Origin of the sequence: Polyangium jinanense, from assembly GCF_028435265.1 — a bacterium.
GTDB classification, from domain to species: Bacteria; Myxococcota_A; Polyangia; order Polyangiales; family Polyangiaceae; genus Polyangium; species Polyangium jinanense.
In genome coordinates this window covers 47,982-63,377 of the sequence record NZ_JAGTJK010000007.1, presented here as the reverse complement: position 1 = coordinate 63,377, position 15,396 = coordinate 47,982, and the positions used below count along the sequence as shown (strand labels likewise).

General features: G+C 69.4%; 7 protein-coding genes. All 7 read left to right on the top strand.

All coding sequences use genetic code 11. The features are described 5' to 3' along the window. Positions 1–8 precede the first annotated feature (8 nt). The 7 genes from KEG38_RS55535 (at position 9) to KEG38_RS16945 (ending at position 15,396) form a co-directional block, all read left to right on the top strand. Positions 9–1,847 carry a sigma 54-interacting transcriptional regulator gene (locus KEG38_RS55535; protein WP_272420601.1) on the top strand — a complete coding sequence of 613 codons (1,839 nt, stop codon included), beginning with the start codon at positions 9–11 and terminating at the stop codon, positions 1,845–1,847. A 78-nt stretch (positions 1,848–1,925) separates the two neighbouring features. Continuing rightward, positions 1,926–5,156, top strand: a complete 3,231-nt coding sequence (locus KEG38_RS16970) for a serine/threonine-protein kinase (RefSeq protein WP_272420599.1) — start codon at positions 1,926–1,928, stop codon at positions 5,154–5,156. An 85-nt stretch (positions 5,157–5,241) separates the two neighbouring features. After that, positions 5,242–6,933, top strand: coding sequence for an alpha/beta hydrolase domain-containing protein (locus KEG38_RS16965; protein WP_272420598.1), 1,692 nt, complete (start codon positions 5,242–5,244; stop codon positions 6,931–6,933). Between the two features lie 155 nt (positions 6,934–7,088). After that, positions 7,089–10,217, top strand: coding sequence for an AAA family ATPase (locus KEG38_RS16960; protein WP_272420587.1), 3,129 nt, complete (start codon positions 7,089–7,091; stop codon positions 10,215–10,217). A gap of 173 nt (positions 10,218–10,390) precedes the next feature. Further along, positions 10,391–11,779: a GntP family permease gene (locus KEG38_RS16955; protein WP_272420585.1), complete on the top strand. Its 1,389-nt coding sequence runs from the start codon at positions 10,391–10,393 to the stop codon at positions 11,777–11,779. 56 nt (positions 11,780–11,835) lie between these two features. Beyond that, complete coding sequence (locus KEG38_RS16950) at positions 11,836–13,419, top strand: hypothetical protein (RefSeq protein WP_272420584.1); 1,584 nt, start codon at positions 11,836–11,838, stop codon at positions 13,417–13,419. A 24-nt stretch (positions 13,420–13,443) separates the two neighbouring features. Next, entirely contained in the window at positions 13,444–15,396 is a 1,953-nt protein-coding gene (locus KEG38_RS16945) for an acyl CoA:acetate/3-ketoacid CoA transferase (protein WP_272420583.1), read from the top strand.

Below are 15,396 nucleotides of genomic sequence, written 5' to 3'. Positions count from 1 at the left end.
TGACTCTCGTGCCTCAGCTTGTCACCTTCGAGCCCGGACAAGGCCCCGTCGCGATCGAGCTTCGAGCGTCGCTCGTCGCGGGGCGGGACGCCGAGAGCGAGTTGCCCCTCCGGTATCAGCAGGTCTCGCGCCGACACGCGCGCTTCGAGCCCGATGCCGAGGGCTGGTGGGTCCGGGATCTCGGCTCCGCCAACGGCACCTTCGTCAACGGTGTGCGCGTCAAAGAGGCCCGGCTCACCCAAGGCGACGTGATCGACATCGGGACGGTGCGGCTCGTCTTTCAAGAGCAGGAAGGCGCCGAAATCGTGCTCGTCCGGACGGCGCAGAACGACGAGACCCTGGAGATCGGTCGACCGAGCAAGCGGCTCGCGTTGCTCTACGAGGTGACGCGGGCGATCCGCACCCTGGAAGATCCGGAGGCCCTCCTCGGCCACATGCTCGAAGCCGTGCTCGAGCTCGTCGGAGGGGAGCGTGTGATGGCGGCGCTCGTCGAGGGGCCAGGGCGCGACGTGCTTCGACGCGTCACACGGACGCCGACCCACGGACCCGCGACGGAACAAATTGTCGTGAGTCGCACGATGCTACAGGCGATGCTCGTGCGTCGTGAGGCGGTCATCGTGCGAGATGGTCGAGAGCGGAAGGCGCCGCGTACGCTGACACGGCAGGGCATCCTGTCGGCGATGGGCGCCCCGCTCGAGATCGCGGGTCGCGTGATGGGCTTCGTGTATGTCGACGATCGGGGCCATGAAGCACGTTTTGGGGAGGAAGATCTCGATTTTTTGACCGCCTTCGCACGGATGCTCGCCGCTGCGCTCGACGGCGCGGAGCGGCTCCAGCGTGCGAACGCGCTCGCCGAGGCGGCCTCGGGGAAAGGGCCGCTCCAGGAGCTCCTCGGTCAGAGCCCGCCGATCCAGAAGCTTCGAGCCCAGATCGCCAAGAGCGCCGCGGCAAAGGCGGCGAACGTGCTGATTCGAGGCGAAAGCGGCACAGGCAAGGAGCTCGTGGCACGGGCCCTCTGCGCGGCGTCTCCGCGGGCGCGTCGGCCGTTCGTCGTCGTCAACTGCGCGGCCATCCCCGAGACGATGATCGAGGGCACGCTCTTCGGCTACGAGAAGGGGGCCTTTACGGGCGCGGCCCAGCAGCGGCGGGGTCAGTTCACGCTCGCGGATGGAGGGACGCTTTTCCTCGACGAGATTGGCGATCTCGGCCTCTCGGCGCAGGCCAAGGTGCTGCGCGCGCTGCAGGAGGGGGAGGTCCTGCCGCTCGGCGCCGAGGCACCGATCCGCGTCGACGTGCGCGTCTTCGCGGCCACCCACAAGGACCTGCGCCAGGAGATCGCCGCGGGGCGCTTCCGCGAGGACCTTTATTATCGCCTGAACGTCCTCGACATCGAGGTGCCGCCGCTCCGGGAGCGCGGGGCCGACATCGAGCTGCTCGCGCAGACGTTCCTCGAGGCCGCGGCGCTCAACGTGGGCAAGCGGATCACGGGCTTCTCGGCGGCGGCGCGCGCGGCGCTCTCGGCATACCCGTGGCCAGGAAACGTGCGGGAGCTGCGCAATGAGGTCGAGCGCGCGGTCGTCCAGGCAGAAGGGGCCGTCGTGGAGCTCGACGACCTGAGCGCGAACCTCGGCCGGATGCTCTCGCCGCCAGAGCCCGCGTCAGCGCCGCCGAGTGGATCGCTGGCGGCGCGCTTCGCAGCCCTCGAGCCGACGGAGCGCGCGCTCGTGGAGGAGGCGCTCGCCATGGCGCGGGGTAACCTGTCGGAGGCAGCGCGGCTGCTCGGAATCACGCGCATCATGATGCGCAGGCGCGTGGAGCGCTTCGGGTTGCGGTGCAGGGACGCGTAGGGAGGGCAACATTACATGTCCGTCCAGAACGAAAAATACCGCCGTGCCATCCGGCCCATGGTAACGTAACGTTCTGTCATGGTGAGCTCGCAGCGCTTGGAGGAAATACGGGCGGACGACGCCTCCACGTGCAGGCTGGATCTCGTGTTCGACGCCACGCTGCCCGTGCCCACCACGATGTCGGCAGCGGTCGTTCCCAGCACGCCACGCCGGGACACCGTCCCGCTCGCGCTCCATGCTCGCTACCAGGACATCCGCCGCATCGGCGCCGGGGGCATGGGCGTGGTGTTCCGCGCGCGGGATCCACGCCTCGGGCGCGACGTGGCCTTGAAGCTCCTCAAGGAAAGCGATTCCGCATCCTGGGTTCGCTTCCTCGCAGAGGCACAGGCGCAGGCCCGTGTCGAGCATGATCACATCTGTCGCGTGTACGAGGTCGGCGAAGCCGAGGGCGAGCCGTTCATCGTGATGCAGCTCGTCAATGGCGAGCCGCTCGCCAGCGTTCGGCGCCACATGAGCCTCCGCCAGCTCATCGAGCTCGTGCAGAAGGTCGCGAACGCGGTGCAAGCCGCGCACGCGCGTGGGCTCGTGCACCGCGATCTCAAGCCCGGCAACATCCTCGTCGAGGCGCGCGAGGACGGCTCGTTCCGGCCCTACGTCGTGGACTTCGGCCTCGCGCGCGAGGTCGAACGAGGCTCGGAGCACACGTTGTCTCCGAGCCTCGGTACACCTGCATATATGGCTCCCGAGGTGGCCGCTTGCGGATCGTCGCGCGTCGTCGATCCGCGCGTGGACGTCTATGGTCTCGGGGCGACGCTGTACGACGCGATCGCGGGCAGGCCGCCTTACGTCGATGATCATCCGTTCCGGATTCTCGCGCGTCTGTCCCACGAGGACCCCCCTACCCTGAGAGACGTGGCGAAGGGCGTGTCACGTGAGCTCGAGGCGATCGTCATGAAATGCCTCGAGCGCAATCCGGCGCGGAGGTATGCCTCGGCCGGAGCGCTCGCCAAGGATCTCGCGCGGTTCCTCAATGGCGAGGTGCCGGAGGCGAGGCGCGCGGGGCTCGGGGCCGCGCTGCGCCGCAAGGCCCGGAAGCACGCGCGCGCGAGTGCCCTGGCGCTCGGCTTTTTGGTGCTCGGATCGGGCGGCGTGCACGTGCGTGAGCAGGGCGAGGCCGCGGCGCAGGCGGAGCTCGCGCAGGACATTGGGCGGCTCCTCACGGACATGGAGCTTTTCATGCGCACGGCCTACCAGATGCCGCCGCACGACATCGAGCGGGAGCGGGCCGTGGTGCGCGAGCGAATCAGGTCCCTCGAGCACCACGTCGCCAAGGTTGGCGCCGCTTCCGAAGGGACGGTGCAATACGCGCTCGGCAAGGCATACCTCGCGCTCGGCGAGGAGGAGCAGGCGTGCATGCACCTCGAGCAGGCCGAGGCGGCTGGATATGCATCGCCCGAGCTCGGGTATGCCCTCGCGCTTGCGCAGCTCGGGACATACTTTCGGCTTCGCTCCGAATCGTTCGTCGCGGAGGAGCAAAAGAATGCCGAGGCCGAGGGGCTCAAAGCACGCTACTACACGCCCGCGCTCGCGCGTCTGCGCGCGGCCGAGCCGGCGCGCATCCAGCATCCCGCGTATGCCGCGGCACTCGTGGCGTATCACGAGGGGCGCCACGAAGAGGCTGTCGAGAAGGCCCGCGAGGCCTTCTTGCGCGCCCCCTTGCTCTACGAGGCCAAGCAGCTCGAGGCGGACGCGCTCGTCGAAATCGCTTCGCGGCACTGGTCGAGCGGGGAGCACGATTGGTGGGAGAAGATGCACGCGGGAATGAACGCCGCGCTCGAGGCCTACGCCGCGGCGGAGAACATCGCCCGCAGCGACCCGCGCGTCCTCCAGGCCGTGTGCGGGGCGCGGACACGTCTCATGTACGCGGCGTTCGGCAAGGAAGCCTCGACACGCCCCTTTTTCGAGGCGGGCCGCGCGGCGTGCGATCGGCTCGTTCTCGTGGACCCATCGAGCAGCCGAGCCCATGCCGCGCGTGCCGCATTGTATTCGCTTTACGCGTTTGGCGCGGCGCGTTCCGACGCTCCGCCCGGCGATTTGCCATCCATTGCCGACGAGGCGATTCGCATCGCCGAGGATGCAATGCACCTGTCCGCCAAGGGCCTCATCGCGTACGGCGCGCTCGGCACCGCATTGCGGGCGCGAGCCATCGTGCTGCTCGACCGGGGAGAGGACGCCACCTCGGCGCTCGATCGCGCCGACCGCCTTTACGACGAGGCGCGGGGCATCTTCGAGCACGATCCGACGCTGCACGACTCGGCGGCGTACGTGTACCACCTGCGCGCCATGGATGAGCGCAGACGCGGGATCGACGTCGCACCGAGGATCGAGAGCGCCGAGCGTGCCCTCGACGCGGTGCTCGCGGTGCGCCCGCGCGACGTCATGGCGCACGACAAGCGCGCGCAGATTTACCTGGAGCGCGCAGAGCAAGAGCTCGATCGAGGCCAGTCGCCGATGAAATGGCTCGAAGCGTCGCTCGGCGCCCTTTCCACGGCCAAGGCGCGAAACCCGGCGTACGGCGGGCTCACGGAGCTGCGGGCGCGCGCTTTCCTCGCCATGACCCGCCATGCCCTCGCGACCGGTGGTCCTCTGCGTGAGACGCTCGAAAGAGCGGACGAGGAGCTTCGCATCTTGCGCGAGGAGGCACCGGATAGCGTGACGCTGGCCGCAATGACCGGGCTCGTCGCGACGCTGAGGGCCGAGGAGCAACTCGGTGAGGGCGCTGATCCGAAGGAGCCCGTCGCCAGGGCGAGGGCTGCATTGCGCGAGGCGACCGTGCGCTCTCCCCACAAGCTCGAGATCGCCGTGGGGGCCGCGCACGTGGAGCTCGTGGCGGCGCGGCATGCGGTATCCCAAGGGAAGGCGACGAACGCCACGTTCGAGGCGGTCCGGGCCCCGCTGAAAACGTGGATGACCGACAAGCTCGTGGATCCGGCGCCTCTCGCGGTGGTAGCGGAATCGTATGCACTCGCGGCCGAGTGGCATGTCTCGCAAAAGAAGGATCCGGGGGAGGATGTCCGCGCAGGCCTCGTGATGGTCGATCGGGCGCTCGCCAAAAACCCCCGAGATGCGCGCGCCCTGGCCTCCCGCGGGCGCCTCTTGCTCGCGCGGGCGAGGGCGACGAAGGAGGCGTCCGGCAGGAGGGAAGCGGCGAGGTCGGCGGTCGAGGCCTTCGAGGCAGCCGTTCGGGCGAATCCGCTGATCGAACGTGCACATGGGAAAGCGCTCGGGGAGGCGCAGACGTTGCGGTGAGGGGCGACTGCTTCGAGAGATAGCCACCCAGCAGCCGTGGGGAGTTCTCACGTGCAGCGCGCCTTGTTACGCTCGCGCCGCCCCCATGAAAACCATCGCTCTTCGCACCCCACTCTTCCTCGCATCGCTCGCGCTGCTTGTCGCCGGTTGCAGCAACGATCCACCGCAGAACACGAACCCCAACCCGACCTGCCAGGGCGCCGAATGCGACGCGGGTCCGACCTGTACGCCAGCGACGGGCCTCGCGGGGCTCGAGGAGGGGCTCGAGGGGGCGACCCGCAAAGAGTACGCGGGCGGCGGCGACGGAGGCCTCGCGCACATCACCTACTGGACGCTCAAGGCCGGGACGCCCGAGTTCGACGCGCTGTCCCCCGAGGAGCAGGCGAAGGTCAAAAAGGTCCAATCGACCATCCTCCACTCGCAGAAGCTACTGCCGAAGGATGACGTGGCCGGGCTCGAGATCACGGGCACGCTCGTCGTGGCCGGGAGCGACGGCGAGCGGCGCCAGGAGATCGTGCTCAAGGTTCCCACGAACTGGAACGGCGAGCTCGTCGTGGCGGGCACGCCCGGGACGCGCAATGAATTCGCGAGCGACGGGACGATCGCGCCGTGGATCCTCCGGCGCGGCTACGCGTACGTGTCGGGCAACAAGGGCCAGACGAACGGCGGGGCCGATGGCAATGCGACGCTCCTCTCGAAGACGCACCCGACGCGGCATTGGGGCGCGATGATGCTCGACATGGCGTCGTGGGCCTCGGGCCGGCTCGAAAAGGTCGCTTGCAAGAAGCCAGCGCGGATCTTCGCGGCCGGGCTCTCGAACGGCGGCTACCAGGTGCGGCGCGCGCTCGAGATCGATGCGGCGCGCGTGAAGGCGGGCGAGGCGCGCCTCTTCGATGGCGGGGTCGACTGGTCAGGCGCCTACTGGCCCGACGCGCGGGTGCTCGACACCGACGGGAATGGCAAGGTGACGCCCGCGGAGTACGCCAAGGCAAACCACCTCGTCAGCACGAACGAACGCGCGGCGCTCGTGATGCGCTGGGCCTACGATCCGGCGACGCTGACGACTCCGCAGGCGTACCTGGAGAGCCCGCCGTTCTCGGCCGCGCACGCCGAGATGACGGCCGCGGGCTTCACGCCGGACTCGGCTCCGATCTGGGGCGCGTACAACACGCTCTTCGACGCGCTCAAGGCCCAGGTGCCCTCGTTCAAGGGGATCGGGTACTTCAATTTCACCGCATACTATTACCGGGCGGAGCTCTTCGGCCACGACCTCGCCGCGAGCAGCGCCTACAGCACCTTCCAGCCGAACGCCGTGGATCCGCCGCCGTTCTACACGTGGATCCCGCAGGCCCCGGACGGCGGCTGGACGGAGGAGAGCGTCGGGTATGCGCTCGCGAACGCGAACACGGGCGAGTTCTCCGTGCCGCTCATCAGCCTGCACGGCGACGCGGATGCGCTCCTCGGGCTCGACGCGCACGGCGTGGCCTACAAGGCAGCGGTCGAAAAATATGGCTCGCCCGAGATGCACCGCCTCTACGTGATCGCATACGGGGGGCACGTGGACCTTCACTCGGACGGGGCGATCGATTTCGACTTCGACGGGACCCCCGGCGAGGAGGGCGCCGCCGACCTGTTCACGCCCATGCAGCCCTACGTGGAGCGGGCCTTCGACGCACTCGTGACCTGGGTGAAGGACGGAACCGCGCCGAAGCCCTCGGGCACGGTGGCGACCGACCCCAAAAACGACGTGCTCGACGCGGCGGGGATCGATTTCTGAACGCCTGGCCCCGCGCGAGCAGGTTCCCGGCGGAGCGCCAGAGACGCACCGCGGCAATGCGCGTCAAACAGGTAGGAAAATGGCGTCAACGCTCGCGCGGGCTCGGGAATGGCCTTGACGAACGGCACACTCTTCTGGTTCACAATTCATGAGACATGCGCACGGCGGAGACGTCGCGTTATGACGCACTTCCCTTCCCACGCGCGGTGACCGATTTCGTGGGGCGGGAGGCGGAGCTGTCGCGCGTGCGCGCCCTGCTCCCGCGCGAGCCGTTGTTCCTGGTCTACGGCGTCGCCGGCATCGGCAAGAGCGAGTTCGTCTACAAGATCGTCGAGGAGGCGCGCTCCCTGCCCGCCCTGCGCCGCGCCTCGACGATCGCGCTCGCCGCACGCGCGGGCCTGCGCTGGGAGCACCTGCTCTCCGTGCTGCGGCTACGCCTCTCCGCGGCCGCCTCCGAGCCCCACGAGAGCCTCGCCGACGACCTCTCTGCCGTGGCGAGGGCCCTGTCCGCACGCCCCGCGCTGGTCTTCATCGACGACGTCCACCACCTCGACGCCGAGGCCACGGCCGAGGTGCTCGGCTACCTGGCCCGGCACGTCTCCCGCAGCCGGCTCTTCGTCGCTTCCCGACTGGAGCTCCTGCTGCCCGAAGGCACCCCGCCGCCGGTGATATGCCGACTGCCGCCGCTCAGCCGCGAGGCCACCGAGACGCTGGTGGCGAACCTCAGCCACGTCCTCGGTCTCAGCTCGCCCGATCCGGCCGAGGTGCTCGCGCGTTCCGGGGGCAGCCCCTTTTATGTGCGGCGCGAGCTGTCGGACCTGCGCTACGCCCCGCGCCGCGACGGCGACTCGCTGGCCGCCGCCCTGCGGGAGCTGTCCCCGGCGCTACGACGCACGCTGCTTTTGGCGCGCCACGTGCGCGGGCGGCTCTCGCCCGCGGATCTGCCGGGCGAGGAGGCGCTGTGGGAGCTGTCGCGGCGCTTCCTCATCGACGTCGATCGCGGCGTCATCATGGTGCACGACCTCATCCGCGAGGCCCTGCGACGCGCAGCGGCGCCGGAGGAGATCGCGGAGGCGAGGCGCGACGCGGCGCGGCTCCTCTTGAGGCGGGCCGATGCAGCCCCAGCGGATCGGGCCGCGGACGTCTCGCTGGACGTGGTGGAGGCGGCGCAGCTCCTTCTCGACGCGGGCGAGCCCACCCGGGCCTGGGAGGCGCTCGATCGCCATGCCCGCCCGATGGCCCGCGCCGCGCTCGATCATCTCGCGCTGCCGATGCTGTCGGTGCTGCAGAAGGCCCTGCCGGAGCAGCGGCAGGCCGTGGTGTTGCACACGGCGACGATCCTGCTGCGCCACGCCCGCGTGGCCGAGGCGCGCGCTCTGCTCGATGAGCTCGGCGCCGAGGGGCGGCGGCCCCCGCTTGTGGCCCGCTACCTGCGGCTCTCGGCGGCGATCGCGCGGCGTACCGGGGCGCTCGACCGCGCTGCGACGCTGCTCGACGAGGCGCTCGGGGCGGCAAAGGACCCGCGCGAAAAACTCGGCGTCGCGCTGCAGCGGGCGTGCGTGCAGGCCCTGCGCGGCGAGGGGGCGGCGGCGCGGAGCAGGCTCGGCGCGGCGCTCGCGGAACACGGCGCGCTGGCGCCGGAAGACCAGGCGCGCATCGGATGGGTGTGGGCGCTTTCTTTCTTGACCGAAGGGCGGTTCGAAGAGGGCGCGAGCACGGCGGCCGAGGCCGCGGGGGGCACGGCGAGCGGGAAGGGGGCAGAGCACGAGCGCGCCCAGCTCACCATGCTGGAGCTGTTCGCCCGCTGTGCCTGTGACGAGGTGGACGCCGCGGCAGCGCTGCTCAAGCGCTTGCAATTGCACGAGTCGGCGACGTCGGCGCTGCCGGCTCCGGCGTCGGCGCTCTTCCGCGGCCTCGTGCACCACGCGCGTGGCGAGCTACTCGAGGCGCGCGCCGCGCTGGACGAGGCGCACCGCTACTTGCTCTCGCACGGCGACCTCCTGCCGGCGGCCGTGGCCAGCCATTGCCTGGGGCTCACGCTGCTCGGGCTGGGTGACCTGGAGGGGGCGCACGCGGCGGCGTGTCGCGCGGCGCAGATGGTGGCGGACGGGGGGCTCGCGAGCCTCGCGCCGCACTGCGCGGTGCTCAAGGCGCGGGTGCACCTCGGGGCGCTTCGGTGGAAGGAGGCGGAGGCACTGCTCGTCATGCCGCCGGAGGCACCGGCCTTGGTGCAGGCGCAGGCGGAGGCGCTGCGGGCCCAGCTCCACGCCCTGCGCGGAGAGTCGGAGGCGGCGCTCTCGGCCCTCGACCGGGCGGCGAGCCTTTCGCGGCAACAGGGTGCCGAGGCGGGGCGCGAGGTCGATCTGACAGCCGCGGAGGTGCTGCTGCTCTGCGGCAACGCAGCCGGCGCCGACGAGCGGGCCGAGCGGGCGCAGGTCTACTACGAGGCGCGCGGGCGCAGGCAGCCGCAGGCCCAGGCGGCGCTCGTGAGGGCGGCGGCGCTTTTGGTGCTCGGGGTTCGAGCCGAGGGCGAAGCGGCCGCGGCGCTGCTTGGCGAGGCGGAGGAGCACCTCGGGCTCGCCCAGGCGCTCAGCGAGCGGCACGGGCATGCGCTCCCGTGGGCGCCGCTCGTGGCGGTGGCGCTGTATCGGCGGCGCGGCGACGAGCGGCGGGCGCGGGCGGAGCTCTCGGCGGCGCTGCGGCGCATGGACGCGACAAGGACGGGGCATCGCCCTGCAGAGAGCCTGGAGGGACGCCTCCTCTCGTGGACGGCCGCGGCGCGGTCGCTCCCGGCGGACGTGGAGCCGTGTCCCCCGGGGATCGCCGCGCTCTTGCGGGCGCTCGGGCTGCTGCCGCCGGCCGAGGTCGTGGCGGCGGCTCCCCACAGCCCCGCGGCCCCCGAGGGCGCAAACCGGGCCCTCGGCCACCATGATCTGGTCGTCGACCTACGGCGCACCGTGATCCGCGCACCAGGACGCGAGGATCAGGTGACTGGCCGGCCGATCCTCTGCGCGCTCCTGGCGCATCTCGCACCCAACGACGGCGTCTACAGCGCCGAGCGCCTCTTCTACGAGGTCTGGGGGGGCCGCGAGTACCATCCCCTGCGCCATCGCAACACCATTTACGTGGCCATCACACGCCTGCGACGCGCCCTGCAGGAGCTCTTGCCCGGGCGCGAGGTCGTGGAGACCACGCCCCAGGGCTGGCGGCTCTCCGCGGGCGTCTCGCTCTGCGTCCTCGGCGGGGACGCGAGCCGGCCGCGCCCCGCCAAACCGGCCGCCTGACACGCGACGGCGTCGGATCTTACCTGCACAAGTAAGTTGTTTCTTCGGCGCGCCCTCTCGCCGCGGCCCGCCAAATAAGTCGGTGTCACTTGGTCACCGGGGCCCCATCGCCGAACATGCTGCCGCGGCGCCCCCCTTGCCCGTGGGGACGCGGCCCTCGCGGAGGTCACTCGATGGACGTCCTCACGACCCTTGCTGCCCTGTGTTTCCTCATGTTCGTGGCCTACCGCGGCTTCAGCGTGATCCTGTTCGCGCCCGTCGCCGCCTTGCTGGCCGTCATCTGCGTGAGCCCGTCCCTCGTCCCGGCCTTCTTCTCGGGCATCTACATGGAGAAGCTGGCGGGGTTTCTCAAGCCTTACTTCCCTGTTTTTCTCCTGGGGGCCCTGTTCGGCAAGCTCATCGAGATCTCAGGTTTCGCGCGGGCCATCACCCAGCGCGTCACCCGCCTCATTGGCAAGAACAACGCCATCCTCGCCGTGGTCGTCGTCTGCGCCCTCTTGACGTACGGCGGCGTCTCTCTCTTCGTGGCCGCATTCGCGGTGTATCCCTTCGCTCTGGAGCTGTTCAAGGCCGCCAACATTCCCAAGCGCCTCATTCCGGGCACCATCGCGCTGGGCTCCTTCACCTTCACCATGGATGCCCTGCCCGGCTCGCCGCAGATCCAGAACATCATCCCCACCAGCTTCTTCAAGACCACGACCTGGGCCGCCCCCTGGCTCGGCCTGGTCGGCGCGATCTTCGTCTTCACCGCGGGCATGGCTTACCTGACCTACCAGCGCAAGAAGGCCCAGGACCGCGGGGAAGGCTTCGGCGCGGAGGAGGGCGAGCCCGCGAAGGCCGACGAGAAATCGATCCATCCGCTGGTCGCATTCCTGCCGCTCGTGCTGGTGGGTGTACTCAATCTCGTCTTCACGCGCCTCTTGCCGAAGGTCTACGGGCCGAGCTTCGATTTCGCGGCCGTCGGCGTGAAGGACGTCGCGGCGCTCGATACCTCCAAGCTCATCGCGCTGTGGGCCGTCGAGGGCGCGTTGCTCGTCGGCATCGGCGCCATCGTCATCACCGCGTTCGCCCGCGTGCGCGACCCCTTCGCCAAGGCGGCCACCGTGGCCGTGGGCGGCGCGCTCTTGGCGGCCTTCAACACCGCCTCCGAGTATGGCTTCGGCGGGGTCATTGCCGCATTGCCGGGCTTCCGCGCCATCAGCGGGGCCATGGCGCAGGCCATCCACAATCCCCTGCTCAACGAGGCCATCACCACCACCACCCTCGCCGGCATCACCGGCTCGGCGTCCGGCGGCATGGGTATCGCCCTGGCAGCCATGGGCAAGCAGTACCTGGAGCAGGCCACGCAAATGGGGATCCCTCCCGAGGTCCTGCACCGCGTCGCCTCCATGGCCAGCGGCGGTATGGACACGCTTCCGCACAACGGCGCGGTCATCACGCTGCTCGCCGTCACCGGGCTGAGCCACCGCCAATCCTACGGCGACATCTTCGCCATGACCCTCATCAAGACCGCGGCCGTCTTCGTGGTCATCGCCTTCTATTACACGTTTCACATCTACTGATGGACCGCCGGGCGCGCGCCGCGCCCCCCTCGGACCCCTCGAAGGAGCGTCTTGCCATGCGCATCGCGACCGGTCTGCATTTCCTCACCCTTTGCGTCCTCGCCACGCTCGGCCGGGACGCCCTGGCCGCGGCTTCCGCGCCCGCGCCCGCGCCGCCCGCGCCCCCGGGCGGCGTGGTGGATACGAATCCGGCGAGCGTCCCGACGAAGCTCGTCCCCGCGCCGCCGTCACAGGCGCTCGCGCCGAGGCCCGCGCCCAAGCCAGTCTTCGGCCTCACCACCCTGCGCATCCTGGCCGACAAAGGCCTCATCTCGCCCGAGGAATACGAGGCTGCGAAGAAGGACCTCAATGACCTCGCGGCCGCGCGCGCCGAAAGCAGCCCCACCATCACGTTCGCCGGCTGGAAGACGACCCTCTACGGGTACGTCCAGGCCGACATGATGTACCACTCGACCCAGAGCTTCCCCGACTTCAGCAGCAATTTCCCGGTGGCCCGCCCCGATACCTACGCCGGCCAGCACGGGCGCTTTCAGGCCACCATTCGCGACACCCGCATTGGCCTGCGCATCCAGGCGCCGCCGCTGCCGAACCTGCGCGTGAGCGGCGTGATCGAGACCGATTTCCTGGGTCCCACGGGCACGGTGGGCTCGACGATCTCGGAGAACGGCTTCTACGTCAATGCGAACCTGCGCATCCGCCACGCCTTCCTGAAGATGGAGACGCCGATCGTCGACGTCATGTTCGGGCACTACTGGGATCTCTTCGGCTGGCAGCCGCACTATTTCCCCGCCATCGTGCAATGGCCTGGCCTCGTGGGCGAGCTCTTCTCCCGCACGATACAGCTCCGCCTCTCGCACACGTTCAAGACCGAGCCCGTCAACGTCGAGATCGCCGCCGCAGCCGTGCGGCCACCGGCGCGCGACAGCGCCGTCCCGGAGGGCCAGGCTGGCGTGCGGCTGGTATTCAACAAATGGACCGGCTGGCACACGGGTTATTTGACGTCCACCGCCCTGACCGCCGCCTCCATTGGGCTCTCGGGAGATCTCCGCTATTTCCGCGTGCCGGAATTTGCAGAAAAACCCCTCGGCTCGCGCACCGCGACGGGGATGGGCTTCGCCGCCAGCGCCTACCTACCCATCATCCCGGCAAAAAAGGACAAGAAGGACAACTCCCTCTCTCTGGTCGGCGAGTTCGTCACCGGTCGCTCGATCAACGACATGTACACCGGCCTGAACGGGGGCGTGAGCCACGCCGCGCTGCCGAACCCCACCGGGGCGACGCCGGCACCCATGTACACCTCCACGGTGGACGCGGGATTGGCCGTCTATGACGCAAACGGGGAGCTGCGACTGCCGCGCTGGACCACGTTTCTCGTGGGCGTGGAGTATTACCCGCCCTTCATGGGCGGCCGCGTGGCGCTCTTCGCCAACGTCTCGCGCTCGCAGCTACACGACGCCGGCTCCTATCCGAACCCCGCCAAGGTGCGCGATCACGAGAGCTTCTACGAGGTCGGCTTCTTCGTCGACCCCTCGCCGGCGGTGCGCTTTGGCCTGGACTACGCGCATATCGATGACGTATACGCCGACGGGGTGAAGGCCAGCAACGAAGCGGCACAGCTCACGGGCTTTCTCTTCTTTTAGCCGCTGGATACGCGGGGATGCGCCATGACAAAGAACAAAATCGTATCCGCTGACGAAGCTGCGACCCTGCTCCGTGACGGGGACACCCTGGCCAACGCGGGTTTCGTGGGAAACGGCACGCCCGACGAGCTACTCGCGGCCCTGGAGCGGCGTTTCCTCGCCACCTCCGCGCCGCGTGATCTGACCCTCGTCTTCGCTGCCGGCCAGGGTGACGGCAAGGAGCGCGGGCTGAACCGCCTGGGGCACGAGGGGCTCTTGCGCCGCGTGATCGGTGGCCACTGGGGCCTCGTGCCGAAGCTCAGCCGCCTGGCCCTGCACGACAAGATCGAGGCCTACAACCTCCCCCAGGGCTGTATCTCGCAGCTCTATCGCGAGATCGCCGGCAAGCGGCCGGGCGTATTCAGCAAGGTCGGGCTGTCGACGTTCGTGGATCCCCGGCAATCGGGCGGCAAGATCAACCCGCGAACCGTCGAGGACCTCGTCGAGCTCATCACGCTGAACGGCGAGGAGTGGCTTCACTACAAGGCATTCCCCATCCACGTCGCCTTCCTGCGCGGCACCACGGCCGATCCCGAGGGCAATATCACGATGGAGCGCGAGTCGCTCGTGCTCGACGGCCTCTCCATGGCCATGGCGGCGAAGAACAGCGGCGGCATCGTCATCGTGCAGGTCGAGCGGGTGGCCGCCTCGGGCACGCTGCACCCGCGGCAGGTGCAAATCCCAGGCATCCTGGTCGATTGCGTCGTGGTGGCCGCGCCGCAGAACCACATGCAGACCTACGCCACCGCCTATAGCCCGGCCTTCGCGTCCGAGCTGCGCGTCCCGCCGGACGCCGTGGTGAGCATGCCGCTCGATGCGCGCAAGGTCATCGCGCGCCGCGCTGCGTTCGAGCTCTCGGTGGGCTCGGTGGTGAACCTGGGAATCGGCATGCCGGAGGGCGTGGCATCGGTGGCGCACGAGGAGCGGGTGCTCGAGCTGGTCACGCTGACGACGGAGCCGGGGGTGATCGGCGGGGTCCCGGCGAGCGGGCTGGATTTCGGCGCGGCCGTGAACACGCAGGCGTTGATCCAGCAGCACCAGCAATTCGACTTTTACGATGGTGGGGGCCTGGACGTCGCATTTCTCGGCATGGCGCAATGCGATCGGCAAGGCAACGTGAACGTGAGCCGCTTCAATGGGCGGCTGGCCGGGGCGGGTGGGTTCATCAACATCAGCCAGAATGCGCGCAAGGTTGTCTTCCTGGGGACGTTCACGAGCGACGGGCTGGAGGTGGCCGTCGGCAATGGCGTGCTGCGCATCCTGCGCGAGGGTCGGCACAAAAAGCTCCTGGAGCACGTGGAGCAGGTGACCTTCAGCGGACCGTATGGGGCCAAGCGAGGGCAGCAGGTGCTTTACGTGACGGAGCGCTGCGTGCTGCGCTTGACCGACGATGGCCTTTTGCTCACAGAGATCGCGCCGGGCGTGGACCTGGAGGACGATATCCTGGCGCACATGGCTTTCCGGCCGCTCCTGCCGCCGGAGGGGCCCGCGCTCATGGACGAGCGCATCTTCCAGGCCGAGCCCCTCGCCCTCCGCGCCGAGTTCCTGCACCTCAGCATGGAGGAGCGGATCCATTACGACGACAAACGCGGGACGCTATTCTTGAACTTCGCCGGCATGCAGGTACGCAGCCGGAGGGACGTCGAGGTGGTGCGGCAGAGCGTGGAGCGGCGCTGCAGGACCATCGGCCGGCGGGTGGACGTCATCGTCAACTACGATACGTTCGAGATGCCGGAGGACGTCGCGGACGACTACGCGCGGATGGTCCGTTATCTGATGGACCGCTATTACAACACCGTCTCGCGCTACACGACGAGCGTGTTTCTGCGCATGAAGCTCGGGGATGCGTTGACCCGGCGTGGCGTCGCGCCGCACATCTTCGAGACCCGCGACGAAGCCAGCCAGTTCCTGGAGGCGGAGCAGAAGGCGCCGCGCTGA

Coding starts and splice junctions, on each gene's coding strand:
- KEG38_RS16950 (WP_272420584.1), top strand. CDS start 11,836: ATGCGCATCGCGACCGGTCTGCATTTCCTCACCCTTTGCGTCCTCGCC.
- KEG38_RS16955 (WP_272420585.1), top strand. CDS start 10,391: ATGGACGTCCTCACGACCCTTGCTGCCCTGTGTTTCCTCATGTTCGTG.
- KEG38_RS16945 (WP_272420583.1), top strand. CDS start 13,444: ATGACAAAGAACAAAATCGTATCCGCTGACGAAGCTGCGACCCTGCTC.
- KEG38_RS16960 (WP_272420587.1), top strand. CDS start 7,089: ATGCGCACGGCGGAGACGTCGCGTTATGACGCACTTCCCTTCCCACGC.
- KEG38_RS16970 (WP_272420599.1), top strand. CDS start 1,926: ATGGTGAGCTCGCAGCGCTTGGAGGAAATACGGGCGGACGACGCCTCC.
- KEG38_RS16965 (WP_272420598.1), top strand. CDS start 5,242: ATGAAAACCATCGCTCTTCGCACCCCACTCTTCCTCGCATCGCTCGCG.